This is a genomic window from Lysobacter firmicutimachus, from assembly GCF_037027445.1.
GTDB classification, from domain to species: domain Bacteria; phylum Pseudomonadota; class Gammaproteobacteria; order Xanthomonadales; family Xanthomonadaceae; genus Lysobacter; species Lysobacter firmicutimachus.
Window position 1 is genome coordinate 2,774,555 of sequence record NZ_JBANDL010000002.1, and the last position, 22,759, is coordinate 2,797,313.

The following is a 22,759-nucleotide window of genomic DNA, read 5'->3' on the forward strand; positions in this document are numbered from 1 at the left end:
GCCGAGGCTGCCGCCATGTCTTTCGTCAGCGATATCGCCGGTACCGTCACCCGCGTGGTCGAACCGCTGCTGCAGCGCGAACCGCCGCCGCCCCCGCCGGCGTTGACGGCCGAGCAGATCCAGGCGCGCGCCGACGCCGCGACCTCCGACCCGCAGCAGCGCGAACTGCTGGTGCAGGGCTACACCCAGGCCCAGCAGGACCAGGACGGCGCGCTGTGGCAGCAGACCGAACTACTGCAGACCCTGTACCACGATCGTGAAGTGCTGACCCTGAGCCGCTCGCTCGGCGCCGACGATACCGTGCCGGAAGGCTGGCACCGGGCCAGCGACGCGGAGCTGGCCCAATACGGGCTCAGCGCTGCGCAATTGCACCCGCAAGGCTCGGGCTTCAACGCGCAGCTGTTCATTCCCGATCCGGCGGTGTTCGGCCCCGACGCCGCGCCGGTGCTGCAGTTCGAAGGCACCGACTTCGGCGACCTGGAGGACGTCAACGCCGACGTCGCCCAGGCGATCGGCAACGACGAGGCCTATTACAACCAGGCCATCGACATCGCCAGCTCGGTCGCCGAACACGGCGGCGACGAGGTGATCTTCAGCGGCCACTCGCTCGGCGGCGGCCTCGCCACCGCGGCGGCCCTGGTCACCGGCAACCGCGGCGTGGTCTCCAACCCGGCCGGCGTGCATCCGGCCACCGTCGAGGCCGCGCTGGCCGAACGCGGCCTGCGCTTCGAGCAGGCCGACGGCAACATCACCACCTACGCGGTCGACGGCGACCTGTTGACCGAACTGCAGGCGGCCACCTCCGGGCTGTCGGCCGACAACGCCGACGGCTTCGCTGCGATCCTCAACGGCGTCGGCCTGGCGGTGAACCGGTTCCAGGACGAGGTGCGGCTACCGACCGACGCCACCGCCGAGGGCGTGCTGAACCTGCCCGACGCGGTCGGCCGCCGGGTGACCCTGGACGCGACCGACGCCGAGGGCAACCCGCGCGAGGGCATCGTCTCGCTCGAAGACACCATCGACGGCATCAACGCCGCTTCCGACCGCTTGCCGATCGGCGAACTCGGCGACGTCGCCAAAACCGTCGGCGACGGCGGCGGCCTGTTCGGCGACATCGGCGGCGGCTTCGGCGACCTGATCGACAGCGGCACCGAATTCATCGACGAGCACCTGCCCGGCCCGGCCGGCGACATCGTCGGCGTGTTCGGCGACGGCGTGGAGACCCTGGGCGACGGCATCGAATCGCTGGGCGATCTGGTCGAACAAGGCGGCGACGTGGCCGCCGATGCGACCGATGCGATCGAGACCGGCGTGGCCACCGCGATCGAGGCCGGCCTGGAACCCGATACCATCCCGAGCGTGTTGGAGATGGTCGACCGGCACAGCTTCGGCGTGTTCGACGACTCCATGGCCAGCCATATCGGCGGCCAGGAAGCGGCGCTGCGCGAGCGGCTGGATTCGTGACCACGGCCGCGCCTACACCGCGCCTTGCCGCGCCCGCGTCGATACGGCCCGTACTGCCGGCATGCCGACCGCACCGTTCCACGCCGCTGCGCACTTCCGCCGGCTGTGGCCGGCGCTGCTGCTGAGCCTGGGCGCTTGCGCCGAGCGCGCTCCCGCCTCCGCCCCTCATCCCATCGCCGAGCCCGCCGCCATGACCGCCACCCCGCACCTGGAGCAGCATTTCAGCGGTCCCGAACTGGCCCTGGCCGAGGCGGCCGCGGCCGGGCGCGGCGACGAGGTGCGGCGCCTGGTGAGCGAGGAGCGCGCCGACCCCAACGCGGTCTCGCCGGGCGGCCTGCCCTTGCTGGCCTGGCCGATCCTGCACGGCAACGCCGACGGCGTGGCCGCGCTGCTCGACGCCGGCGCCGACCCCAACCGCGCCGTGCCCGCGCTCGGCACGGTCATGGTCTGGGCGGCCAAGGCCGAACGCCCCGAGTTGCTGCGCGCTCTGCTCGACCACGGCGGCGACGCCAACGCGCAGGACCTCGACCGGCAGCCGCTGACCCGGGTCGCCGCCCTGGCCGGACGCTGGGACAACGTGCGCCTGCTGATCGAGCACGGCGCCGACATCGACGCGCCCGCCCACGGCCGCCCCGGCGACACCGTGCTGGCGTATTACTCGCGCGGCCAGTTCGACAAGGCGCACTGGCTGCTGGAACGCGGCGCCGATCCGGGCCACCGCCTCGACGCGGCCGCCGACCCGGAGCGCATCGGCGCCCAGCCGGTGGTCGAGAACGTCTACTGGTGGCCGGTCGACGCCGGCAAGTTCCCGCAACTGGCGCAGTGGCAGCAGCGCTGCCAGGCCCTGCTCGCCGAGCGCGGACTGAGCCTGCCGCGCGAGCCGGCGCACCTGCGGCGATTGCGCGCCGCGCAGAGCGGCGGCAGCGCCGCGCCCGCCGTCGACGCGCGGGCCGAAAGCGAACGACGCGAACGCGAGCTGCGCGAGCGCCTGCCGCAACGCTGAGCGCCGGCCTGGGCCACGGTCGCGGCGGCGGCATTGGCGTAAACTCCGCGCCCATGCGACCGCTCCCCATCGAGATCGACGCCGCGCGACGCCCGCCCCTGGGCATGTCCGCCGCGGCCTTCCTGCGCGATTACTGGCAAAAACGCCCGCTGCTGATCCGCAACGCTTTTCCCGGCTACCGCTCGCCGATCCAGCCCGAAGACCTGGCCGGCCTGGCCTGCGAAGAAGGCGTGCTGGCGCGGCTGATCCAGCACGATCGTAGCCGCGACCATTACTCGCTGCGCCACGGCCCGTTCGACGAAGCCGAGTTCCCGGGCCTGCCGACCCAGGACTGGACCCTGCTGGTGCAGGACGTCGACAAGTGGGACGCCGACGTCGCCGCGCTGCTGCCGGCGTTCGGCTTCCTGCCGCGCTGGCGGATCGACGACATCATGGTCTCGTTCGCCGCCCCGGGCGGCTCGGTCGGCGCCCACACCGACCAGTACGACGTGTTCCTGCTCCAGGCCCAGGGCCACCGGCGCTGGCAGATCGACGCCCGCCCCGGCGCGCCGCAGGACTTCCGTCCCGACGCCGAGCTCAAGCTGCTGCGCGAGTTCGCGCCCAGCCACGATTGGGTGCTCGGTCCCGGCGACATGCTCTACCTGCCGCCCGGCGTGCCGCACCACGGCGTGGCCGAGGACGCCTGCCTGACCTTCTCGGTCGGCATGCGCGCGCCGTCCGCGGCCGAGCTGATGGGCGACTACATCGACACCCTCGCCGCCGAAGCCGACGAGAGCCTGCGCTACGCCGACCCGGACCTGGCGCCGCCGCGCGACCCCAACGAAATCGACGCCACCGCGATGGGCCGGGTGGTGGAAGCGTTGAACGTGCTGCGCATGAACGACCCCGACCGCCTCGGCGACTGGTTCGGCCGCTTCATCACCGTCTATCGCGCCGCCGGCGAAGTGTCGGCGGGCGGCGCGCCGGCGCGCTCACGGATCGAGATCGAGTGGGACCTGGAACGCGGCGCCGGCCTGTGGCGCCACCCCTGGTCGCGGATGGCTTGGCGCCGCGCCCATCGCCGCGGCGCCGCGGCGCGGCTGTACGTCAGCGGCCAGGAATTCGCCCTGCCCGCCCGCGACGCACAAGCCCTGGCCGGTGCGGCCGAACTCGACGCGGCGGCCTACACCACCCTGTCCGAAGCCGGGCGCGAATGCGTGCTGGCCTTGCTCGCCGCCGGCCATTACCGGCTCGGCCTGGACGAAGACGAGGCCGAGGACGGCCTGGGCGGAGACGGAGAAGAGGAATGAACGCCGGGTTCCGGGTGGTCGAGGTCCAGGACTACGCCGCCGCCCTGCCGGCCCTGCGCGCGGTACGCCAGGCCGTGTTCGTGCAGGAGCAGCAGGTGCCGGCCGAACTGGAGCACGACCTCGCCGGCGACCCGCTGTGCCGGCACGTGCTGGCGCTGGATGCCGACGATCGCCCGATCGGCACCGGCCGGCTGACCCCGGAACGGCGCATCGGCCGGCTCGCGGTGCTGGCGCCATGGCGCGGCCGCGGCGTCGGCGAGGCCCTGCTCGAGGCCCTGATCGCCCGCGCCAAGGCACTGGGCTGGCGCCGGGTGAGCCTGCACGCGCAAACGCCGACGGTCGGCTTTTACGCCCGCCACGGCTTCCTGCCGCACGGCCCGCGCTTCCTCGAGGCCGGGATCGAACACCAGGACATGCAGCGCCAGCTCGACGCCCCGAACCCGGTCGAAGACGCCGAAGGCGCGCTGGCCGCGCTGATCGGCGCCGCCGCCGGCGCCCGCCGCGAGCTGTCGATCTACAGCCGCGAACTCGACCCCGGCCTGCTGGACCGCCCCGAAGCCCTGGCCGCGCTGCGCCGGCTGGCCACCTCCGGCGGCCGCAGCCGGATCCTGCTGCAGGACCCGCAGACCCCGCAGCGCAGTCTGGCGCCGCTGCTGAGCCTGGCCCAGCGCCTGCCCAGCGGCTTCGAGTTCCGCGCCATCGAGGAGCCGGTCGACCTGGACTATCCCTCGGCGTTCGTGGTCAACGACCGCGACGGCTGGTATTTCCGCCCGCTCGGCCATCGCTACGACGGCGAGGCCCGGATCGACGGCGGCGCCCGCGCCCGTCAGCTGCGCGCGCAGTTCCTGCCGGTATGGGAACGCGCCCGGCCCTGCAGCGAGTTCCGCGCCCTGGGCATTTGAACGGGACGGTTATCCGGGGAAGCCCGCCGCCGGGCCGAATCTGAGGCCCGGCTAAACCGCGCCGGCCGCGCCCGCCGCCGCGCCGGTACGGCTTGAAACCCGGCGCCGCCCCCCAAACTCCAGCGCATTGCCGGAACGGGCCGTATCCCGCCATCGGCCCGATATCGGGCCGAAACGGCCGCCTAGACGTAAGTAGTTATGCCGCTGGCCTTAACACTACCGTTATACTTCCGATTCTTATGAGCGCCGACCGCCGCCCGCGCGCGCGCGACGGCGCTTCCGAACCTCCCCCTGAGTTTCCCGATGCCATCGTGGACAGTCTCCTGAAGCAGTTTTCGCAGTCCTCGCAACTCGGCGCCAACGCCGCCTTCATCGAAGACCTGTACGAGCAGTACCTGGTCGATCCCGACAGCGTCGGGCCCAAGTGGAAAGCCTATTTCGACGGCTTCAAGGGCCGCGAAGCCGGCGACGTCCCGCATTCGGCGGCGATCGAGAGCATCGCCGCGGCCGGCCGCGCCGCTTCGCGCGGGGTGGTCACCGCCGCGGCCGGCGGCGGCAGCGACGAGCGCGAGCGCGCGGTCGGCAAGGTCATCACCGCCTACCGCTCGCGCGGCCACCTGGCGGCCAACATCGACCCGCTGGGCCTGCTGCAGAAGCCGGACGCGCCGGACCTGGCGCTGGGCTTCCACCGTCTGTCCGAAAGCGACACCGGCAGCGAGTTCTCCACCGGCGGCGTCGCCGGCAAGGAACGGATGAAGCTCGGCGACCTGCTCGCCCTGCTCAAGGCGACCTACACCGGCCCGATCGGCGCCGAGTTCATGCACATCGCCGACGCCGAGCAGCGCCGCTGGATGTACGAGCGCCTGGAAGGCGCCGGCGGCAAGTTCGGCCGCACCGCCGACGACAAGAAGCGCATCCTCGAGCGGCTGACCGCGGCCGACGGCCTGGAGCGCTACCTGGGCACCAAGTACGTCGGCCAGAAGCGCTTCTCGCTGGAAGGCGGCGACGCGCTGATCCCGCTGATGGACGTGACCATCCGCCGCGCCGGCGAACAGGGCGTGCAGGACGTGGTCATCGGCATGGCCCACCGCGGCCGCCTCAACGTCCTGGTCAACACCCTCGGCAAGCCGCCGCGCAAGCTGTTCGACGAGTTCGAAGGCAAGTTCGACCACGACGAGCACGCCCACACCGGCGACGTGAAGTACCACATGGGCTTCAGCGCCGACGTCGCCACCCCGGGCGGCCCGGTCCACCTGGCGCTGGCGTTCAACCCCTCGCACCTGGAAATCGTCAATCCGGTGGTCGCCGGCAGCGTGCGTTCGCGCCAGACCCGCCGCGGCGACAAGGGCCGCGCCCAGGTGCTGCCGATCCTGCTCCACGGCGACGCCGCGTTCGCCGGCCAGGGCGTGGGCATGGAGCTGTTCCAGATGTCGCAGGCGCGCGGTTTCGCGGTCGGCGGCACGGTCCACGTGGTGATCAACAACCAGGTCGGCTTCACCACGTCCGAGCGCCAGGACGCGCGCTCGACCCTGTACTGCACCGACGTGGCCAAGATGGTCGGCGCGCCGATCCTGCACGTGAATTCCGACCACCCCGAAGCGGTGGTGTTCTGCGCCGAACTGGCGCTGGACTTCCGCCAGCGCTTCGGCAAGGACGTGGTCATCGACCTGGTCTGCTACCGCCGCCACGGCCACAACGAGGCCGACGAGCCGGCGGCGACCCAGCCGCTGATGTACCAGGTCATCCGCAAGCACAAGACCCCGCGCGAGCTCTACGCCGAGCAGTTGGTCGCCGAAGGCACGCTCAAGGCCGACGAGGCCCAGGCCCTGGTCGACCAGTACCGCGACAAGCTCGACGCCGGCGCGGTCACCACCGAGCTGGTCGAGGTCAAGCCGGACGAGTTCACCATCGACTGGTCCAAGTACCTGTCGGGCAAGCTGAGCGACGCGGTCGACACCAAGTTCGAGCGCAGCAAGCTCGACGCCCTGGCGGTCGAGATCAACGCCATCCCGGACAGCGTCAAGCTGCACCCGCGCGTGGCCAAGATCTACGAAGACCGGCGCAAGATGGCCGCCGGCGAGCTGGGCGGCGACTGGGGCTTCGCCGAGAACCTGGCCTACGCCACTCTGCTCAGCGAAGGCTACAAGCTGCGCCTGGTCGGCCAGGACAGCGGCCGCGGCACCTTCTTCCACCGTCACGCGATCCTGCACGAGCAGAGCACCGACGAATACGTCATGCCGCTGCGCCGCCTGGTCAAGAACCCGACCGACGTGACCATCATCGATTCGCTGCTGTCCGAGGAAGCGGTGATGGCGTTCGAGTACGGCTACTCGACCGCCGATCCCATGACCCTGGACATCTGGGAAGCGCAGTTCGGCGACTTCGCCAACGGCGCCCAGGTGGTGATCGACCAGTTCCTGTCCTCGGGCGAGGCCAAGTGGGGCCGCCTGTGCGGCCTGGCCCTGTTCCTGCCGCACGGCTACGAAGGCCAGGGCCCCGAGCACAGCTCGGCGCGCCTGGAGCGCTTCCTGCAGCTGTGCGCGCTGGAGAACATGCTGGTCTGCGCGCCGACCACCCCGGCCCAGGCCTACCACATGATCCGCCGGCAGATGCGCATGAGCACGCGCAAGCCGCTGGTGGTGATGACGCCGAAGTCGCTGCTGCGCCACAAGTTGGCGGTGTCGAGCCTGGACGAGCTGGCCAACGGCGAGTTCCAGCACCTGATCCCGGACGCCGCCGCCAACCCCAAGAAAGTCAAGCGCGTGGTGCTGTGCTCGGGCAAGGTCTACTACGACCTGTACGAGGAAGCGCAGAAGCAGGGCCTGGACGACGTCGCCCTGGTCCGCGTCGAGCAGCTCTACCCGTTCCCGCGCGAAGCCCTCGCCGCCGAACTCAAGCGCTTCGCCGCGGCCAAGGACGTGGTGTGGTGCCAGGAAGAACCGCAGAACCAGGGCGCGTGGTACCAGATCCGCCACCACCTCAGCGCCTGCCTGGCGCCGAAGCAGGCGCTGCACTACGCCGGTCGCGCCCGTTCGCCGTCGCCGGCGGCCGGCCATCTGGCCGACCACGTCGCCGAGCAGACCAAGCTGGTCGCCGACGCGCTGGTCAATTCGCTGCAAGGAGAGTCCAGCGCCGAATAAGGCGCTGGTTCTTCGAGTCACCCCCATACGCATATCCACATACAAGCAATCCAGGATGCCTGCCCCATGAGCACCGAGATCAAAGTCCCCGTCCTTCCCGAGTCGGTCTCCGACGCCACGATCGCGACGTGGCACAAGAAGCCGGGCGATGCGGTCAAGCGCGACGAGAACCTGGTCGATCTGGAAACCGACAAGGTCGTGCTCGAAGTGCCCTCGCCGGTCGACGGCGTGCTCAAGGAAATCAAGTTCGCCGAAGGCGCGACCGTCACCAGCCAGCAGCTGATCGCCATCGTCGAAGCCGGCGCCGTCGCCGCCGCTGCGCCGGCCGCTGCGGCCCCGGCCGAAGCCGCGCCGGCCCCGGCCAAGGCCGAAGCCGCCAAGCCGGCCGCTCCGGTCGCCGCCTCGGCCAACGACCAACTGCCGCCGGGCGCGCGCTTCGCCGCCAACGTCCAGGGCGTCGACGCCTCGCAGGTCGAAGGCACCGGCCGCAAGGGCGCGGTGACCAAGGAAGACATCGTCAACTACGCCAAGTCCGGCGGCGTCGGCGCGGCCGCCGGCCTGCGTCCGGAAGAGCGCGTGCCGATGACCCGCATGCGCGCCCGCATCGCCGAGCGCCTGATGCAATCGAAGAACTCGATCGCCATGCTGACCTCGTTCAACGAAGTCAACCTGGGCAAGGTCATGGCCATGCGCAAGGAGCTCGGCGAGAGCTTCGAGAAGGCCAACGGCGTCAAGCTGGGCTTCATGAGCTTCTTCGCCAAGGCCGCCGCCAACGCCCTGCAGCGCCACCCGATCGTCAACGCCTCGGTCGACGGCAACGACGTGATCTACCACGGCTACTCCGACATCTCGATCGCCGTGTCCACCGACAAGGGCTTGGTGACCCCGGTGCTGCGCAACGTCGAGCGCATGGGCTTCGCCGACATCGAGAAGGCCATCGGCGACTACGCCAAGAAGGCCCGCGACGGCAAGCTGGCGCTGGAAGACCTGCAGGGCGGTACCTTCACCATCACCAACGGCGGCACCTTCGGCTCGCTGATGTCGACCCCGATCGTCAACCCGCCGCAGTCGGCCATCCTCGGCATGCACGCCATCAAGGAGCGCGCCATCGTCGAGAACGGCCAGGTCGTCGCCGCGCCGATGATGTACCTGGCGCTGTCCTACGACCACCGCATCATCGACGGCAAGGACGCGGTGCTGTTCCTGGTCGACATCAAGAACCAGCTGGAAAACCCGCACCGCATGCTGCTGGGCATGTAATGCCGAGCCGGGATTCGGGAATGGGGATTCGGGATTCGCAAAGGCAACAGCCCGCGCGGGTGCCCCCCTCTCCCGAAACCTCGGCTTTATCGCAGCACTTTCGCGGGCTTCGGAATTCGCAGCGCTGACGCGCTTTGAACGAATCCCGAATCCCCAATCCCGAATCCCGTGAGCGAATCAATGAGCGAACAATTCGACGTAGTCGTCATCGGCGCCGGTCCGGCCGGCTACCACGCCGCCATCCGCGCCGCCCAGCTCGGCCTGAAGACCGCCTGCATCGACGCCGCGCTCGGCAAGGACGGCAAGCCCGCCCTCGGCGGCACCTGCCTGCGCGTGGGCTGCATTCCGTCCAAGGCCCTGCTCGACAGCTCGCGCCAGTTCTGGAACCTGCAGCACCTGTTCGGCGAGCACGGCATCAGCGCAGACAACGCCAAGATCGACGTCGCGACCATGGTCGGCCGCAAGGACAAGATCGTGAAGCAGTTCACCGGCGGCATCGCGATGCTGTTCAAGGCGAACAAGGTCGCGCCGTTCTACGGCTTCGGCACCCTGCACCCGGGCAACGTGGTCAAGGTCAAGCAACACGACGGTTCCGAAGTCGAGCTCAAGGGCACCAACGTCATCATCGCCGCCGGTTCGGACTCGATCGAACTGCCGTTCGCCAAGTTCGACGGCGACAAGATCGTCGACAACGTCGGCGCGCTGGACTTCACCTCGGTGCCCAAGCGCCTGGGCGTGATCGGCGCCGGCGTGATCGGCCTGGAGCTGGGCAGCGTGTGGAAGCGCCTGGGCGCCGAGGTCACCATCCTCGAAGCCCTGCCCGACTTCCTCGCCGCCGCCGATGCCGAGGTCGCCAAGACCGCGGCCAAGGAATTCAAGAAGCAGGGCCTGGACATCAAGCTCGGCGCCAAGGTCTCCAAGGCCGAGATCAAGGGCGACGAAGTCCACCTGACCTACAACGACGGCAAGGCCGACCAGCAACTGGTCGTGGACAAGCTGCTGGTGGCCGTCGGCCGCCGCGCCGCCTCCAAGGGCCTGCTGGCCGAAGGCACCGGGGTCAAGCTCAACGAACGCGGCCAGATCGAGGTCGACGAGCACTGCCATACCGGCGTCGACGGCGTGTGGGCGATCGGCGACTGCGTGCGCGGCCCGATGCTGGCGCACAAGGGCTTCGAGGAAGGCATCGCGGTGGCCGAACTGATCGCCGGCCTGCCCGGCCACGTCAACTTCGACACCATTCCGTGGGTGATCTATACCGAGCCGGAAATCGCCTGGGTCGGCCGCACCGAACAGCAGCTCAAGGCCGAAGGCGTGCCGTACAAGACCGGCAGCTTCCCGTTCGCGGCGATCGGCCGCGCGGTGGCCATGGGCGAGCCAGCCGGCTTCGTCAAGGTCATCGCCCATGCCGAGACCGACCGCGTGCTCGGCCTGCACCTGGTCGGCGTCGGCGTCTCCGAACTGGTCCACGAAGGCGTGCTGACCATGGAGTTCAAGGGCTCCGCCGACGACCTCGCCCGCATCTGCCACGCTCACCCGACCCTGTCGGAAGCGATCCACGACGCGGCGATGGCGGTGGACAAGCGCGCGATCCATAAGGCCAATTGACGGCCGGGATTCGGGATGGGAGATTCGGGATTCGCAAAGCGGTTCCGACCCGACCGATCCTACGCAGACGCCAGGCCCGTGCCTGGCGTTTTGCGTTTCTGCTTGCTGCCATCCCCGCCCCCGATGTCCGCTTTTACAAATCCCGAATCCCGAATCTCGACTCCCATGCGAACCCTCTGCGTCTACTGCGGCTCCAACTCCGGCTCCAAGCCGATCTACACCGAACGCGCGATGGCGCTGGGCCAGCGGTTGGCCCGGGACGGCATCGCCCTGGCTTACGGCGGCGGCAACGTCGGCCTGATGGGCGTGGTCGCCGATGCCGTGCTCGAAGGCGGCGGCCAGGTCATCGGGGTGATTCCCGAACAGTTGGCCAACTGGGAAGTCGCCCATCGCGGCCTGAGCAAGCTGGAGATCGTCGGCTCGATGCATGAGCGCAAGGCGCGCATGTTCGACCTGGCCGACGGCTTCATCGCCCTGCCCGGCGGCTTCGGCACCCTCGACGAGATGTTCGAGATGCTGACCTGGCGCCAGCTCGGCATCGGCCACAAGCCCTGCGCCTTCCTCGACATCGACGGGTTCTATTCGCCGCTGATGGGCATGCTCGACCGCATGGTCGAAGAGCGCTTCCTGCACCCCGACCAGCGCCAGGACCTGTGGCACGGCGACGATATCGACGCCATGCTGGGCTGGATGCGCGATTACGTGCCGGCGTCCTCCTCGAAGTGGATGGACGAAAAGCGCCGCAACGCGCTGCGCTGAGCCGCCCTGCCGCGGCACGGCGGGCTCGCGCAGGCGCTGTTCCCAGCCGCGCTCCGGCGCGCGTTTCGCGAAAGCGTCCGCGCAAAGTACCCTGGGAAAATACGTCCGGAAAAAGGAGTTCCGACCATGCGCCGTAACGCATTGCCGCTGACCGTTCTGGCCCTGTCCGCGTTGTGCGCCTGCCAGCCCGCGTCGCGCGGCGGCGGCAACGCGGTCGAGGACACCACCATCGAAGTCGAGCGCAGCGGCGGCGGCGCCGACAGTCCTGTCTATCGGCTGCGCATCGACGGCAACGGCATCGCCATGTTCAGCGCGCCCGACGCCAGCGGACGTCATCCGCTGCGGCACTCGAACGGCGAGGTCATGGCCATGCACCCGCTCGACGAAGCCCAGCACGTGGCCCTGGTCGGACTGCTCAACTCGCAAGCCTTCGCCGCACTGGCCCCTCGCTACGAGGCAGGAAGCAAAAACGGCGCCGTCACCACCATTACCGTTGCCGGCCGCGCCGGCAAGCGCCGCGTCACCCAATACGCCGTCGCCTGCCTGCGCGACAGCAAGCGCCCCGGCGCCGTGCCGTCGAACGCCGTCGGCCCGGGATCGGGTTTCGTTCCCGACGTGTTCTGCGAGGCCGTCGACCTGATCGAGAACGCCAGCTGCGCCGGCTACTGGTCGGCGCAGACCCGCCCGCCGCGCGAGCCGTCCGATCCGCGACTGTCGCCGCCGGAACGTTGCCGACTACCGACCCAGGGCACGCCCGGCGGCGCCCCGCCGATGCTCTGATCCCATGCGGCGGCATGGAGGCTTGCATCCGCATGCCCCGCCGTCCCTTGCCGATGCGTCGCCCGTCCAGGGTTTGCCGCTGCGGGCGGCAACCCGCGCCGCCGCGCGCTTCGCGACCCGGTCCCCGAAGCCGCCGACGCGCTCGGCTATCATCGCGTTTCTTCATTCGCCCGCGGCCGCAGCGCCGCGCGCCATCGGACGGACCGACGCCATGCCCCTGCCCGCCTCGTTCAACGCCTTCCGCATCCACAGCGACGCTGCCGGCTATCGCAGCGGCATCGAGGCGATCGGCCTCGACCAGCTCGCGCCCGGCGAGGTGGTGATCAAGACCGCCTACTCCTCGATCAACTTCAAGGATGCGCTGGCCGGCACCGGCGAAGGCAAGATCCTGCGCCGCTTCCCGCTGGTCGGCGGCATCGACGTCGCCGGCCACGTGGTCGCCTCGACCGATCCGCGCTTCAAGGAAGGCGATGCGGTGCTGACCACCGGCTGCGGCCTCAGCGAGACCCGCGACGGCGGCTATAGCGAGTACGCGCGGCTGGAAGCGCAGTGGACGATCCCGCTGCCGTCCGGGCTGAGCCTGCGCGAGAGCATGATCCTGGGCACCGCCGGCTTCACCGCCGCGCTGGCCCTGCACCGCATGCTCGACAACCGCCAGACCCCGGAACTGGGGCCGCTCGCGGTCACCGGCGCCAGCGGCGGCGTCGGCTCGCTCGCGCTGGACATCTTCAGCCGCGCCGGCTTCGAGGTGCATGCGATCAGCGGCAAGGCCGAGCAGGCCGACTACCTCAAGCGCATCGGCGCCAGCCAGGTGCTCGGCCGCGACGCCCTGCAGACCGCGCGGCCGATGGAATCGGCGCGCTTCGGCGGCGGCCTGGACAACGTCGGCGGGCCGATGCTGGCCAGCCTGCTGGCGCAGACCGCGCCCTACGGCAACGTCGCCACCGCCGGGCTGGCCGCCAGCCACGAACTGGCGACCACGGTGATGCCCTTCATCATCCGCGGCGTGTCCCTGCTCGGCGTGGCCTCGGCCGGCACCGCGCGCGAGATCCGCGACGAGATCTGGCAGCGCCTGGGCAGCGACTGGAAACCGCGCCACCTGGAGCGGATCTGCACCCGCGAAGTGCCGCTGAGCGGGCTGGCGGAGGTCTTCTCCGGCATGCTTTCGGGCGGTTCGCTGGGCCGGACCCTCGTCGTGATCTAGTTGGCATTGCAGCGGCGCGGCGCGTCGCTACAATCGGCCGCAGATATTTGGGGGAATCACATGGCGCGCATTCTGATCGTCGACGACTCGCCGTCCCAGTTGATGGGCATCCGTCGCATCGTCGAAAAACTGGGGCACGAGGCCTTGACCGCGGAAGACGGCGCCGCCGGCGTCGAAGCGGCCAAGCGCGAGCTGCCCGACCTGATACTGATGGACGTGGTGATGCCCAACCTCAACGGGTTCCAGGCCACGCGTTCGATCTGCCGCGAGCCGACCACCAAGCACATCCCGATCGTGCTGGTCACCACCAAAGACCAGGACACCGACCGCGTCTGGGGCATGCGCCAGGGCGCCAAGGCCTACATCACCAAGCCGTTCAGCGAGACCGATCTGTCCGAGATCATCGGCCAGTTGCTGCCCTCAGCGGCCTGAACGGCCGGCGCGCCGCGCGCCGGACCGCAAGCGAAAAATCCCGGCCGAAGCCGGGATTTTCGTTTCTGCGTCCGCCGATGCGTCCGCGGCGGCGGATTCAGTCGCGCCGCCAGTCCTCGCCGAACGCCGCGCGCAGGCGCTGGTAAGCCTCGCGCTGGGCCTCGCTCTCCGGCTTCGGCGCCAGCACTTCCAGCTCGACGATCTGGTCGCCCGAGGGGCTGCCCGGCAGGCCGCGGCCGCGCAAACGCAGCTTGCGCCCGGCTTCGGAAGCCGCGGGAATCTTCAGCTCGACCGCGCCGCCCAGGGTCGGCACGCTGACCGTGGCGCCGAGCGCGGCCTCCCACGGGGCCAGCGGCAGCACGTGGACGACGTTGCGGCCGTCGACCTCGAACTGCGGGTGAGCGGCGTATTCGATCTCCAGCAGCAGATCGCCGTGAGTGCCTTGGCCGGCCAGGCGGATCAGCTGGCCCGGGCGGATGCCCTTGGGCACGCGCACGTCCAGGGTCTTGTTGTTGATCGAAATGCGCACGCTGCCGCCTTCGTAGACGGTTTCCAGCGACACCGCGAGCTTGGCCCGAGTATCGCCGCGCGGCGGCGCGCTGCGCCCGGCCTGGCCGCCGAAACCGCCCGCCGCCGAACGTCCGCGGCCGAACAGGTTCTCGAAGAAGTCGCTGAAGCCGCCGCCGGCGCCGCCGCCGGCGAAGATCTCCTCGAAATCGACCCCGCCGCCGCCGTAGCCGCCGCCGAACCCGCCGGGAGGCGGTTGCACTTCGTCGCCGGGCCGATAGCCGCGCGCGCGCAGCTGATCGTAGGCGGCGCGCTTCTGCGGATCGCGCAGCGCCTCGTAGGCCTCGTTGACGGCCTTGAACTTCTCCTCCGCGCCGGCCTCCTTGCTGACGTCGGGGTGGTACTTGCGCGCCAGGCGCCGATAGGCCGTCTTGATCTCGGCCTCGCCTGCGCTCGGCTCCAGGCCGAGGGTCTCGTAGTAATCCTTGAACTGCATTGCCTGCTCCCGACTCGCAACCGCCAGCGTCAGCGTACTGCGCTCACGCCGCCTTGACGCATCATTAAGCGGACAGCATGGCGGCGTCCGGCGCGATTTCAAGTCGCGTTGACGCGACATTAGCGCCGCCAGCCTAGACTCGACCCCATCACAGGAGAATCCCATGAGCATCCAGGTCGGCGACCGCCTGCCCGAAGTCGTCCTCAAGCGCATCCACGAAGGCATCGAGAGCGTGGACACCCGTGCCCTGTTCGACGGCCGCAAGGCCGTGCTGTTCGCCGTGCCCGGCGCCTTCACCCCGACCTGCTCGGAAAAGCACCTGCCCGGCTTCGTCGAGCACTTCCAGCAGTTCCGCGACAAGGGCATCGAAGTGGCCTGCATGGCCGTCAACGATCCCTTCGTCATGCAGGCCTGGGCCAAGAGCCAGCACGTGCCCGAGGGCATGATGATGCTGTCCGACGGCAACGGCGACTTCACCCGCGCGCTCGGTTTGGAGCTCGACGCCAGCGCCTACGGCATGGGCCTGCGCTCCAAGCGCTTCGCCCTCTACGCCGAAGACGGCGTGGTCAAGCAACTGCACGTCGAAGCGCCCGGCGAGTACAAGGTGTCCTCGGCCGAGTATCTGCTGGAATCGCTCTGAGTCCCCGGCGTCGGCCGCGCGACCGGTTCGCGCGGCCGACGCTCCTCCATCCACCGCTCCACCACACGCCGAGGTACACCGCCCCCTTCCCCCGCCGCCAGGAGGCCGCCATGCCTGCCAAGCCCATGCGCCAGAACGACGCTCCCGCGTCCGCGTTCGTCACCGACCTTGCGACCATCCGCGCCCGCGCCCGCCAGCACATCGAGGACGGCGCGATCACCGCCAGCTACACCGCCGACCGCAGCGCGGTGATCAAGCTGCTCAACGAAGCCCTGGCGACCGAGATCGTCTGCGTGCTGCGCTACAAGCGCCACTACTTCATGGCCAGCGGCCTGATGGCCGAAGCGGTCAAGGCCGAATTCCTCGAGCACGCCAACCAGGAGCAGGCCCACGCCGACCGCATCGCCGAGCGGATCGTGCAACTCGGCGGCGAGCCCGACCTCAACCCCGACGTGCTGTCCAAGCACGCCCATGCCGAATACGTCGAAGGCCGCGATCTGCGCGACATGGTCAAGGAGGACCTGATCGCCGAACGCATCGCCATCGACAGCTATCGCGAGATCATCCGCTTCGTCGGCGACCGCGACACCACCACCCAGCGGCTGATGGAAGACATCCTGGCCCAGGAAGAGGAACACGCCGACGAGCTGGCCGACCTGCTCGACGGCTGGACCGGCCAGTAAGCGTCCCTATAGGAGCGGCGTCCGACGGGATTTCTTCCGGTCGCAAGCGGCGGCCGCCGAGGCGGCGTATGCGCGCGACCTTTCCGCAGCCCGGATCGTTGGCGAGTTCTGCCGCTACCGGGCTTCGGATGACACGCTGTCGAACACCGCTTCGGTTGGTCGCGGCTCACGCCGCTCCTACAAGGGCCTGCTCGGCGAACAGGCCGCGGCCGAGATCGAACGCGGTCTGCAACTGCGCGGCAGCCTCGTCCGGGCGGGTGTGCAACAGCAACTCCGAGGTCAGCACGCGCGCGCCGCAGTAGTCGAAAATGCCGTGGTCGATCTGGGTCTTCATCGCCGTTTCGTAGCCATGCTTGGCGTAAGTGCGGCGGCCGGCACCGCCGACGCCGATCAAGTGCACCTCCAGGCGTTGCAGCTTCTTGACCACCCGGCCGTCGGCCTCGTCGTAGGCCCATCCGTTGGCGAACACGCGATCGACCCAGCCCTTGAGCAGGCCCGGCATCGACCACCAGTACACCGGAAACACCAGCGCCAGGCCATCGGCGCGGTCGATGCGCGCCTGTTCGGCGAGCACGTCGGCCGGGGCTTCGGCGCGACGATAGAAGCCCTCGATATCGGCGGCGTTGAAGCGCGGGTCGAAGCCTTCCGCGGCGAGATCGGCGATTTCGCCGCGGTGGCCGGACTCGGTCAGGCCGGCGGCGAGACGGGCCGCGACCGCATGGGTCAGCGATTGCGGGTCGGGGTGGGCGACGACGATGAGCGCGTGCATGGGAACTCCTGAATTGAAATTACTAAAAGTAACCTACATAAAGTAAGTTACGATCAGTATATTCCCCCGTCAAGCCTCGGATTCGGACCGATTGCGTCGCCTGCCCGCACGCACTGGCCGCGCCTGCAGATGGGCCTGATCGTGCTGCTGACCGGCGCGGTCGGCTTCCTGGTCTCCTACGCCTTGCTCGTTGCCGGCGTGGACGCCATGGCGCTGCGCTATCCGCTCGCCGCCGCCGGCGCCTACCTGGCCTTCCTCGCCCTGCTGTGGACCTGGGCGCGCACGCGCGAACACGATGCCTGGAGCGAGGTCGATCCGACCGAGGTCGGTTTCGACGCCGGCGGCGGCCGGCCCGCGGCCCAAACCGCGGACACCGGCGACGGCGACTGGGACGTGTCCGTCGCCGACGCCGGCGACGAAGCGGCCTGGGTGCTGGCGGCGCTGGCGGTGGCGCTGTGCGCCGGGCTCGCCGCGCTGTGGGTGATCTGGATCGCGCCGGCCCTGATGGCCGAGTTGATCCTCGACGTCGCCCTGGCCGGCGGCCTGTACCGGCGCCTGCGCCGGATCGAAACCTCGCATTGGCTGAGCACGGCGCTGCGGCGCACCGCCCTACCGTTCCTGATCATCGCCGCGATCGCCGCCGGCGCCGGCGCGGCGGGCGCCGCCTATGCGCCGGGCGCGCAGACCTTCGGCGATGTGCTGGCGGTCTGGCACGGCACAAGTTGAAACGCAGCCCACCGCGCGCGCTGCAACGCCGCTTCATTTGGGAGCGACCTAGGCCGCAACAACCGCAGCGACGGACGCAAGCGCAGCATCCGAAGCCGTGGCCGTCGATGTGTTTCGGCACGTTCCAAGGCAGTGCCGACGGCTCCGGCTTCGTCGCAACGCCGGCGTACACCACTGCGATGGTCGCGACTTACGCCGCTTCTACGCTGGAGGACGATCGGCTCTTGCAGGAGCGGCGTCGCGCTCAGCGCAAGACCTTGAAGCGCACCCGCGACCAGGCGCCGGTGTCGGCCAGCGCGGTCAGTACGTGCTCGCCGGGTTCGCCGAAGTCGTGCTCGAAGCGTCCCCTGCCCTGCGACTCGCCGATCAGCCGGCCGTCGAGCAGCCAGCGCACCCGCGCGTCGCTGCCGAGCGCGCGCACCGACAGGCGCAGCGGCGCCTGGCTGCCGGGCGCGCGCGCCAGGGTGGCCTGATCGTCGATGCCTTCCACGCGCAGTTCCTCGACCGCGTCGCGGCCGTCGTCGCTGCAGTCCGGCGCCAGCGCCGGCAGTTGCGAGGCGCGCCGGGTCTCCACGGGCAGCCACGGCGAGGCCAGCGCCGGCCAACGGGCGATTTCGCGCGGTTCGCGCCGGTGCGGCCGCGAGCACTCGGCCGACAGGCGTTGGCCGCTGTCGGCATCGGCGTCGAAGCGTTCCATGCCTGCGCTCCACAAGCGCGCGTCGCGTTCGGCGAAGGTCGGCGGCACCGAGCCGTCCAGGGTCCAGGCCTGCATGCGGCGCTGGCACAGCGCCGGCGCCTGCGGATCGGGCGGCAGCCCAAGCGGCCAGCAGACCTCGATCTGTTCGACCCCGCGCGGCGGCGGCCGCAACGCGGCGTCGCCGCGTTGCCGCGGCAGGCTGTCGACCACTTCGAACAGCAGCGGCAAGGCGGTGACCGCGCCGTACTGACCCGGCAAGGGCGTGCCGTCCGGACGCCCGACCCAGACTCCCACGGTGTAACGGCGGGTGCTGCCCAAGGCCCAGGCGTCGCGGAAGCCGTAGCTGGTGCCGGTCTTCCACGCCACCCGCGGCCGCCCCTGCGGGTCGAAGGTCTGTTCGACGCTGCCGGGGCGCGGGTTGGCCTCGAGGATCTCGCGCACGATCCATGCCGCGCCCGGCGACAGCAGGCGCCGGTCCAGGCGCGCCTCGTCGGCGCGGTAACGCACCCGTCCGGCGACGCCGTTGCGGTTGAACGCGGCGTAGGCGCCGACCAGATCCTCCAAACGCGCGCCGGTACCGCCGAGTATCATCGCCAGATTCGGCGTCGCGCCGCGCGGCCAATGCAGATCGATGCCGGCATGGGCCAGGCGCGCGGAGAAACGCGACGGCCCGACCCGCTCGAGCAGATCCACCGCCGGCACGTTCAAGGACAGGCGCAGCGCGGTCGCGGCGCCGACCGGGCCATTGAACGCCGCGTCGAAATTGCCCGGCCGGTAGCCGCCGAAGGCCTGCGGCGCGTCCACGAACAGGCTCTCCGAGTGAATCAGGCCGTCGTCCAGGGCCAGGCCGTACAGGAACGGCTTCAAAGTCGAACCCGGCGAGCGCCAGGCCTGGACCATGTCGACATGGCCCAGCCGCGCGGCATCGCCGAAGGTTACCGAACCGACATAGGCGCGCGCTTCCACAGTGGCGTTGTCGACCACCAGCAGCGCCGCCGACGTGCGTTCGGGCAAGGTCGAGAAGTACGCCGAAACCCGGTCCTCGAGCGTGCGCTGCAGTTCCAGGTCGATGGTCGAGACGATCCGCCCCGCCTTCGGGTCCTCGCTGCGCAAGCGTTGCGCCAACAACGGCGCGTAGCGCGGCGGCTGCAGCGAACGCGCCACCACCGGTTCGACCCGCGCATCGGCGACCTGCGCCGGCGTCCACACGCGCAACGCGGCCATGCGCGCCAGCACCTTGTCGCGGGCGATGCGCGCGCGCTCGGGCTCGCGGTCCGGCCGCAAGCGGCTCGGCGACTGCGGCAACACGGTCAACAACGCCGCCTCGGCATGCGACAGGCGCGCCGAGGGCTTGCCCAGATAAGCCCAGCTCGCGGCCTCCACGCCTTCGACGGTGCCGCCGAACGGCGCCCGGTCGAGGTAAAGGGCCAGGATTTCGCGCTTGGACAGGTGCGCCTCCAACTGCAAGGCGCGCAGCACTTGGCGCAGCTTGGCGCCGAGGCTGCGCCGGCCCTCGCCGGGACGCGCGTCGAGGATGCGCGCGACCTGCATGGTCAGGGTCGAACCGCCCGACACCACCCGCCCGCTGCGCAGCCATTGCCCGGCCGCGCGCAGCATCGCCAGCGGATTGATGCCGGGGTGTTTCCAGAACCAGCGGTCTTCGTAGTTCAGCAGCGCCTGCAGGTACAGCGGCGACACCTTGGACGCCTCGACCGGATAGCGCCACACGCCGTCGCGATCGGCGAACGCGCGCAGCGGCGTGCCGTCGGCGGCGACCACCACCGCACCGGCGTCGCGCGGCTGCGGCAGGGGCAAGGGAAAGGCCAGGTCCAGCAGCATCGTCGCGGTCGCCAACGACAGCGCCAGCAGCAAGGCTTGCAGCACGCGCCGGCGCAGCCGTTGCCGGCGCGGCGGAACGGGTGCGGGCGTAGCGGCGGCGGAAACGGACGGAGCGGACGGCATGACGAGGACGACTGAGAAAATCAGGCTACGGCGAAACTTCCGGCGAGAAGCGTACCGCTGCGGCGGACCGCAGAGGCGGTGTCCGGCAGGCGGCCTCCCGGCCGGGACACGGCACGGGCGCCGTCAGGCGGCAGACGCGGCGCGCCAGGCCCTCGGCCGACGGGCATTCGCGCAACGCGCCGGGCCAGGGCCTGGACACGGAAGCCCCGGCCGCAGAGCCGGCGCATCGCGCGGCCGCCGCGCGACCGGTGGCCTCGCCGGACGCAGACGCCGCGCGAAGGCGAAGCCGGCGCCGTCATCAACCCGCGGTGTTGATCGCGACGATGTCCAGCTTGCCTTCGCTGAGCAACAGCACCAGGTTCTGGCCGCCGTCGCCCTGGCTCTGGGCCACGTCGATGCGAGCGTCGATGATGCGGTTGTCGTTGCCCTCCTCGCGGTCTTCGTCCGGGTCGAAAACGATGTTCAGGCTGTATTTTTCGCCGTCCGGCGCCGGCACCACGACGCCGTGGCCGCCCGCGGCATCGCGCTTGAACGGTTGGGCGACGGTCGCGGCGATCGCCGCGGCATACAGATCGGCGCGGTCCTTAGGAAACAGATCCTGGAAGTGCGCCTGCGCGGTGGCGCGGTCGATCTTGCCGCCGGTCTTCTTCGCCACCGCTTCCAGCGGAGTGTCGTAGATCGGCCAGTAGGTCACGTCGAGCGGGAAGCGTAGCGCGTCCAGCACCACGCGCCGGTCGCCGGACGCGAACGCCGCGCCGAGCGGCTTGAGCAGGTTGACCACCCGCTGCTCGACGGTCTCATGGCCGACCTGGGCCAGGCCCTTGCCGTCCCAGGCGTAGACGTAATAGCCGACGGTCTTGGGCCGCGCGGCACTGCAGATATCGGGCTCTTCGACGTAGAGCTTGCCGTCCTCTATCTTGCGCGGGAACGCGCAGTAATCCGGCAGCCCCGCGCGCGGCAACAGTTGCGCGCCCTGCGGACGCGACATCGCCACCGCCAGGCGCATGTTCGCGGCCATGGTCGCGTCCGGCGTGCCCTCGCCGTAGGCGATCACGACGTCGTCGCTGCCGTCGCCGTCGAGATCGCCGAGCAGATGCGAGTAGCCCAGGCGCTGGAAGTCCGGTTCGGTCTTGCGCAGGGCGGCGAAAGCGCGCTCGGCGATCTGCTGTTTCGACAAGGCCGGCGCGGCCGCGCTCGTCGCGGCCGCAGCCGCAGTCGCATTGGCGGCCGCATCGGCCTGCGCGGCAGCGGCGGGCGCAGCCTGTCCGCCGCCCTGGCAAGCGCCCAGGCCCAGGATCAGCCCCAATGTCGGAATCATCAGCGCGGGGGAATGTCGCATGTTCGCTCCTTGCGTTCGTTGCGTTCGTTGCGTTCGTTGCCTGCGCGGGTCGCGGCGGGTCGCCGCGGCTCGCACGAGGCGAGAAAAACCTTACTCGCTTTCGCTGTCGAAGCCGCTGTGATCGAGCAGGTAGAGCCGGCCCTGGATCAGCAGAAAGCGGACCGAATAGCCGACCCCGTCGCCGTGCGGCCATTCCAGCGTGGCGACCGCATCGTTGACCGTGTCGCCATCGCCGAGTTCGGCCAGTTCGCCTTCCGGTTTCAGGTTCAGGTGCAGCTTGCACTCGCTGCGCACGGCCATACGCTCGTTCGCGCCGAGCTGCCGGAACGCCTGGCCCGACAACGCCTGGACCGCGGCGATGAATCCGGCCCGGCGCGCAGCCTCGTCGAACAGCAGATCGGCCGCTGCGGCGGACGCGCCGGCCGCGGCCGGCCCCGGCCGCAGGAACGCGGCCGCATCGGCGCTACGGCCGCTACGCAAGGCCTCGGCCAGTTCGCCCAACTGGGCCTGGATCTGCTCCTCGTTGGAGCGTTCGGCGCTCTGGCGCAGCCCCTGCGCCGTCCATTCGTATTCGTAATGGGCGATGGTGCGCGGGAACGGAATCATGCAGGCTTCCAGCGAATCGACCCGCAGCCGGCCGCGGTCGATGCCGCGCACGGCGGCGCAATAACGGAACAAGTCCGGATCGTCGCGCTGCAGCTCCAGGCCGGCGTCGCGCATCAGCAGAATGCGCACGGTGTTGGCGACGTGCCGCGTCGCGCCGTCGGCGCCGATGCCGTACTCGACCGCAACGTCGTCGCGGCCGTCGCGGTCCAGGTCGCCGAAGGCGAACTGGCTGTAGTAGTCGTCGAAATCCGGATCGTCCTGGCGCAGCACCGCTTCGGCCGCCGCCTGCAGCGGCGGCACCGGCGCGGGCGCTTCGACCGGCGCCGGTGCGGATTGCGGCGGGTCGGCGGTCGCCGCCACCGCGGGCTCTGCCGGCGCGCTGTCGAGCGCACCGGCATCGGAGCGCGCGCAGGCGCTCAATCCCAGCAGCAGGGCCAACGCGCCGAGCGCGCCCGCCTGCCGCACGCGCGCGCGCGCCGCCGCGACGGGAAGCGCA

Annotated in this window: 19 protein-coding genes; 14 read left to right on the forward strand and 5 right to left on the reverse strand. The window is 70.3% G+C overall.

The genetic code is table 11. The features are described from left to right. Positions 1-15 precede the first annotated feature (15 nt). The 11 genes from V2J18_RS12245 to V2J18_RS12295 all read left to right on the forward strand — a co-directional run bounded on the left by V2J18_RS12245 (position 16) and on the right by V2J18_RS12295 (position 13,838). Positions 16-1,464 carry a Tle-like phospholipase domain-containing protein gene (locus V2J18_RS12245; protein WP_336131907.1) on the forward strand — a complete coding sequence of 483 codons (1,449 nt, stop codon included), beginning with the start codon at positions 16-18 and terminating at the stop codon, positions 1,462-1,464. 61 nt (positions 1,465-1,525) lie between these two features. Continuing rightward, the gene (locus tag V2J18_RS12250; RefSeq protein WP_336131908.1) at positions 1,526-2,467 is read left to right on the forward strand and encodes an ankyrin repeat domain-containing protein; all 942 of its coding nucleotides are present in this window, start codon (positions 1,526-1,528) and stop codon (positions 2,465-2,467) included. 53 nt (positions 2,468-2,520) lie between these two features. After that, positions 2,521-3,756, forward strand: a complete 1,236-nt coding sequence (locus tag V2J18_RS12255) for a JmjC domain-containing protein (protein ID WP_336131909.1) — start codon at positions 2,521-2,523, stop codon at positions 3,754-3,756. Then, the gene (locus V2J18_RS12260) at positions 3,753-4,658 is read left to right on the forward strand and encodes a GNAT family N-acetyltransferase (protein ID WP_336131910.1); all 906 of its coding nucleotides are present in this window, start codon (positions 3,753-3,755) and stop codon (positions 4,656-4,658) included. The genes V2J18_RS12255 and V2J18_RS12260 overlap by 4 nt, the downstream gene beginning before the upstream one ends. A 311-nt stretch (positions 4,659-4,969) precedes the next feature. Beyond that, positions 4,970-7,798: a 2-oxoglutarate dehydrogenase E1 component gene (locus tag V2J18_RS12265; protein ID WP_064749707.1), complete on the forward strand. Its 2,829-nt coding sequence runs from the start codon at positions 4,970-4,972 to the stop codon at positions 7,796-7,798. Positions 7,799-7,864: 66 nt separating this feature from the next. Next, positions 7,865-9,058, forward strand: a complete 1,194-nt coding sequence (sucB, locus tag V2J18_RS12270) for a dihydrolipoyllysine-residue succinyltransferase (protein WP_336131911.1) — start codon at positions 7,865-7,867, stop codon at positions 9,056-9,058. A gap of 180 nt (positions 9,059-9,238) precedes the next feature. Beyond that, positions 9,239-10,663, forward strand: coding sequence for a dihydrolipoyl dehydrogenase (lpdA, locus tag V2J18_RS12275; RefSeq protein WP_064747885.1), 1,425 nt, complete (start codon positions 9,239-9,241; stop codon positions 10,661-10,663). A 165-nt stretch (positions 10,664-10,828) separates the two neighbouring features. Further along, entirely contained in the window at positions 10,829-11,422 is a 594-nt protein-coding gene (locus V2J18_RS12280; RefSeq protein ID WP_336131912.1) for an LOG family protein, read from the forward strand. 126 nt (positions 11,423-11,548) lie between these two features. Beyond that, complete coding sequence (locus V2J18_RS12285) at positions 11,549-12,202, forward strand: hypothetical protein (protein WP_336131913.1); 654 nt, start codon at positions 11,549-11,551, stop codon at positions 12,200-12,202. Between the two features lie 211 nt (positions 12,203-12,413). Next, entirely contained in the window at positions 12,414-13,406 is a 993-nt protein-coding gene (locus V2J18_RS12290; RefSeq protein ID WP_336131914.1) for a YhdH/YhfP family quinone oxidoreductase, read from the forward strand. A 60-nt stretch (positions 13,407-13,466) separates the two neighbouring features. Continuing rightward, the gene (locus V2J18_RS12295; RefSeq protein ID WP_064747881.1) at positions 13,467-13,838 is read left to right on the forward strand and encodes a response regulator; all 372 of its coding nucleotides are present in this window, start codon (positions 13,467-13,469) and stop codon (positions 13,836-13,838) included. Positions 13,839-13,935: 97 nt separating this feature from the next. Here V2J18_RS12295 and V2J18_RS12300 read toward each other — a convergent pair whose 3' ends face one another. After that, positions 13,936-14,841 carry a DnaJ C-terminal domain-containing protein gene (locus tag V2J18_RS12300; RefSeq protein WP_336131915.1) on the reverse strand — a complete coding sequence of 302 codons (906 nt, stop codon included), beginning with the start codon at positions 14,839-14,841 and terminating at the stop codon, positions 13,936-13,938. 163 nt (positions 14,842-15,004) lie between these two features. On the opposite strand from V2J18_RS12300, the gene V2J18_RS12305 reads away from it, so the two are divergent. Both V2J18_RS12305 and V2J18_RS12310 read left to right on the forward strand, forming a co-directional pair. Further along, positions 15,005-15,481 (forward strand): peroxiredoxin, encoded by a 477-nt coding sequence (locus V2J18_RS12305; protein WP_064747879.1) that lies wholly within the window; start codon positions 15,005-15,007, stop codon positions 15,479-15,481. Positions 15,482-15,606: 125 nt separating this feature from the next. Next, positions 15,607-16,164: a ferritin-like domain-containing protein gene (locus tag V2J18_RS12310; RefSeq protein WP_425606107.1), complete on the forward strand. Its 558-nt coding sequence runs from the start codon at positions 15,607-15,609 to the stop codon at positions 16,162-16,164. Positions 16,165-16,330: 166 nt separating this feature from the next. On the opposite strand, the gene V2J18_RS12315 is transcribed toward V2J18_RS12310, so the two are convergent. Next, on the reverse strand, positions 16,331-16,933 hold the full coding sequence (locus tag V2J18_RS12315) for an NAD(P)H-dependent oxidoreductase (protein WP_336131916.1): 603 nt from the start codon (positions 16,931-16,933) through the stop codon (positions 16,331-16,333). Positions 16,934-17,062: 129 nt separating this feature from the next. On the opposite strand from V2J18_RS12315, the gene V2J18_RS12320 reads away from it, so the two are divergent. Next, the gene (locus V2J18_RS12320) at positions 17,063-17,659 is read left to right on the forward strand and encodes a hypothetical protein (protein WP_336131917.1); all 597 of its coding nucleotides are present in this window, start codon (positions 17,063-17,065) and stop codon (positions 17,657-17,659) included. Positions 17,660-17,903: 244 nt separating this feature from the next. Here V2J18_RS12320 and pbpC read toward each other — a convergent pair whose 3' ends face one another. From pbpC to V2J18_RS12335, 3 genes are all read right to left on the reverse strand, one after another. Continuing rightward, positions 17,904-20,318 carry a penicillin-binding protein 1C gene (gene pbpC, locus V2J18_RS12325; protein ID WP_336131918.1) on the reverse strand — a complete coding sequence of 805 codons (2,415 nt, stop codon included), beginning with the start codon at positions 20,316-20,318 and terminating at the stop codon, positions 17,904-17,906. A 298-nt stretch (positions 20,319-20,616) separates the two neighbouring features. After that, positions 20,617-21,657 carry a hypothetical protein gene (locus V2J18_RS12330; protein ID WP_336131919.1) on the reverse strand — a complete coding sequence of 347 codons (1,041 nt, stop codon included), beginning with the start codon at positions 21,655-21,657 and terminating at the stop codon, positions 20,617-20,619. A 90-nt stretch (positions 21,658-21,747) separates the two neighbouring features. Continuing rightward, positions 21,748-22,728 (reverse strand): hypothetical protein, encoded by a 981-nt coding sequence (locus tag V2J18_RS12335; protein WP_336131920.1) that lies wholly within the window; start codon positions 22,726-22,728, stop codon positions 21,748-21,750. Between the last annotated feature and the right edge of the window lie 31 nt (positions 22,729-22,759).

Coding starts and splice junctions, on each gene's coding strand:
- V2J18_RS12245 (WP_336131907.1), top strand. CDS start 16: ATGTCTTTCGTCAGCGATATCGCCGGTACCGTCACCCGCGTGGTCGAA.
- V2J18_RS12250 (WP_336131908.1), top strand. CDS start 1,526: ATGCCGACCGCACCGTTCCACGCCGCTGCGCACTTCCGCCGGCTGTGG.
- V2J18_RS12255 (WP_336131909.1), top strand. CDS start 2,521: ATGCGACCGCTCCCCATCGAGATCGACGCCGCGCGACGCCCGCCCCTG.
- V2J18_RS12260 (WP_336131910.1), top strand. CDS start 3,753: ATGAACGCCGGGTTCCGGGTGGTCGAGGTCCAGGACTACGCCGCCGCC.
- sucB (WP_336131911.1), top strand. CDS start 7,865: ATGAGCACCGAGATCAAAGTCCCCGTCCTTCCCGAGTCGGTCTCCGAC.
- lpdA (WP_064747885.1), top strand. CDS start 9,239: ATGAGCGAACAATTCGACGTAGTCGTCATCGGCGCCGGTCCGGCCGGC.
- V2J18_RS12280 (WP_336131912.1), top strand. CDS start 10,829: ATGCGAACCCTCTGCGTCTACTGCGGCTCCAACTCCGGCTCCAAGCCG.
- V2J18_RS12285 (WP_336131913.1), top strand. CDS start 11,549: ATGCGCCGTAACGCATTGCCGCTGACCGTTCTGGCCCTGTCCGCGTTG.
- V2J18_RS12290 (WP_336131914.1), top strand. CDS start 12,414: ATGCCCCTGCCCGCCTCGTTCAACGCCTTCCGCATCCACAGCGACGCT.
- V2J18_RS12295 (WP_064747881.1), top strand. CDS start 13,467: ATGGCGCGCATTCTGATCGTCGACGACTCGCCGTCCCAGTTGATGGGC.
- V2J18_RS12300 (WP_336131915.1), bottom strand. CDS start 14,841: ATGCAGTTCAAGGATTACTACGAGACCCTCGGCCTGGAGCCGAGCGCA.
- V2J18_RS12305 (WP_064747879.1), top strand. CDS start 15,005: ATGAGCATCCAGGTCGGCGACCGCCTGCCCGAAGTCGTCCTCAAGCGC.
- V2J18_RS12310 (WP_425606107.1), top strand. CDS start 15,607: ATGCGCCAGAACGACGCTCCCGCGTCCGCGTTCGTCACCGACCTTGCG.
- V2J18_RS12315 (WP_336131916.1), bottom strand. CDS start 16,933: ATGCACGCGCTCATCGTCGTCGCCCACCCCGACCCGCAATCGCTGACC.
- V2J18_RS12320 (WP_336131917.1), top strand. CDS start 17,063: ATGGGCCTGATCGTGCTGCTGACCGGCGCGGTCGGCTTCCTGGTCTCC.
- pbpC (WP_336131918.1), bottom strand. CDS start 20,318: ATGCCGTCCGCTCCGTCCGTTTCCGCCGCCGCTACGCCCGCACCCGTT.
- V2J18_RS12330 (WP_336131919.1), bottom strand. CDS start 21,657: ATGCGACATTCCCCCGCGCTGATGATTCCGACATTGGGGCTGATCCTG.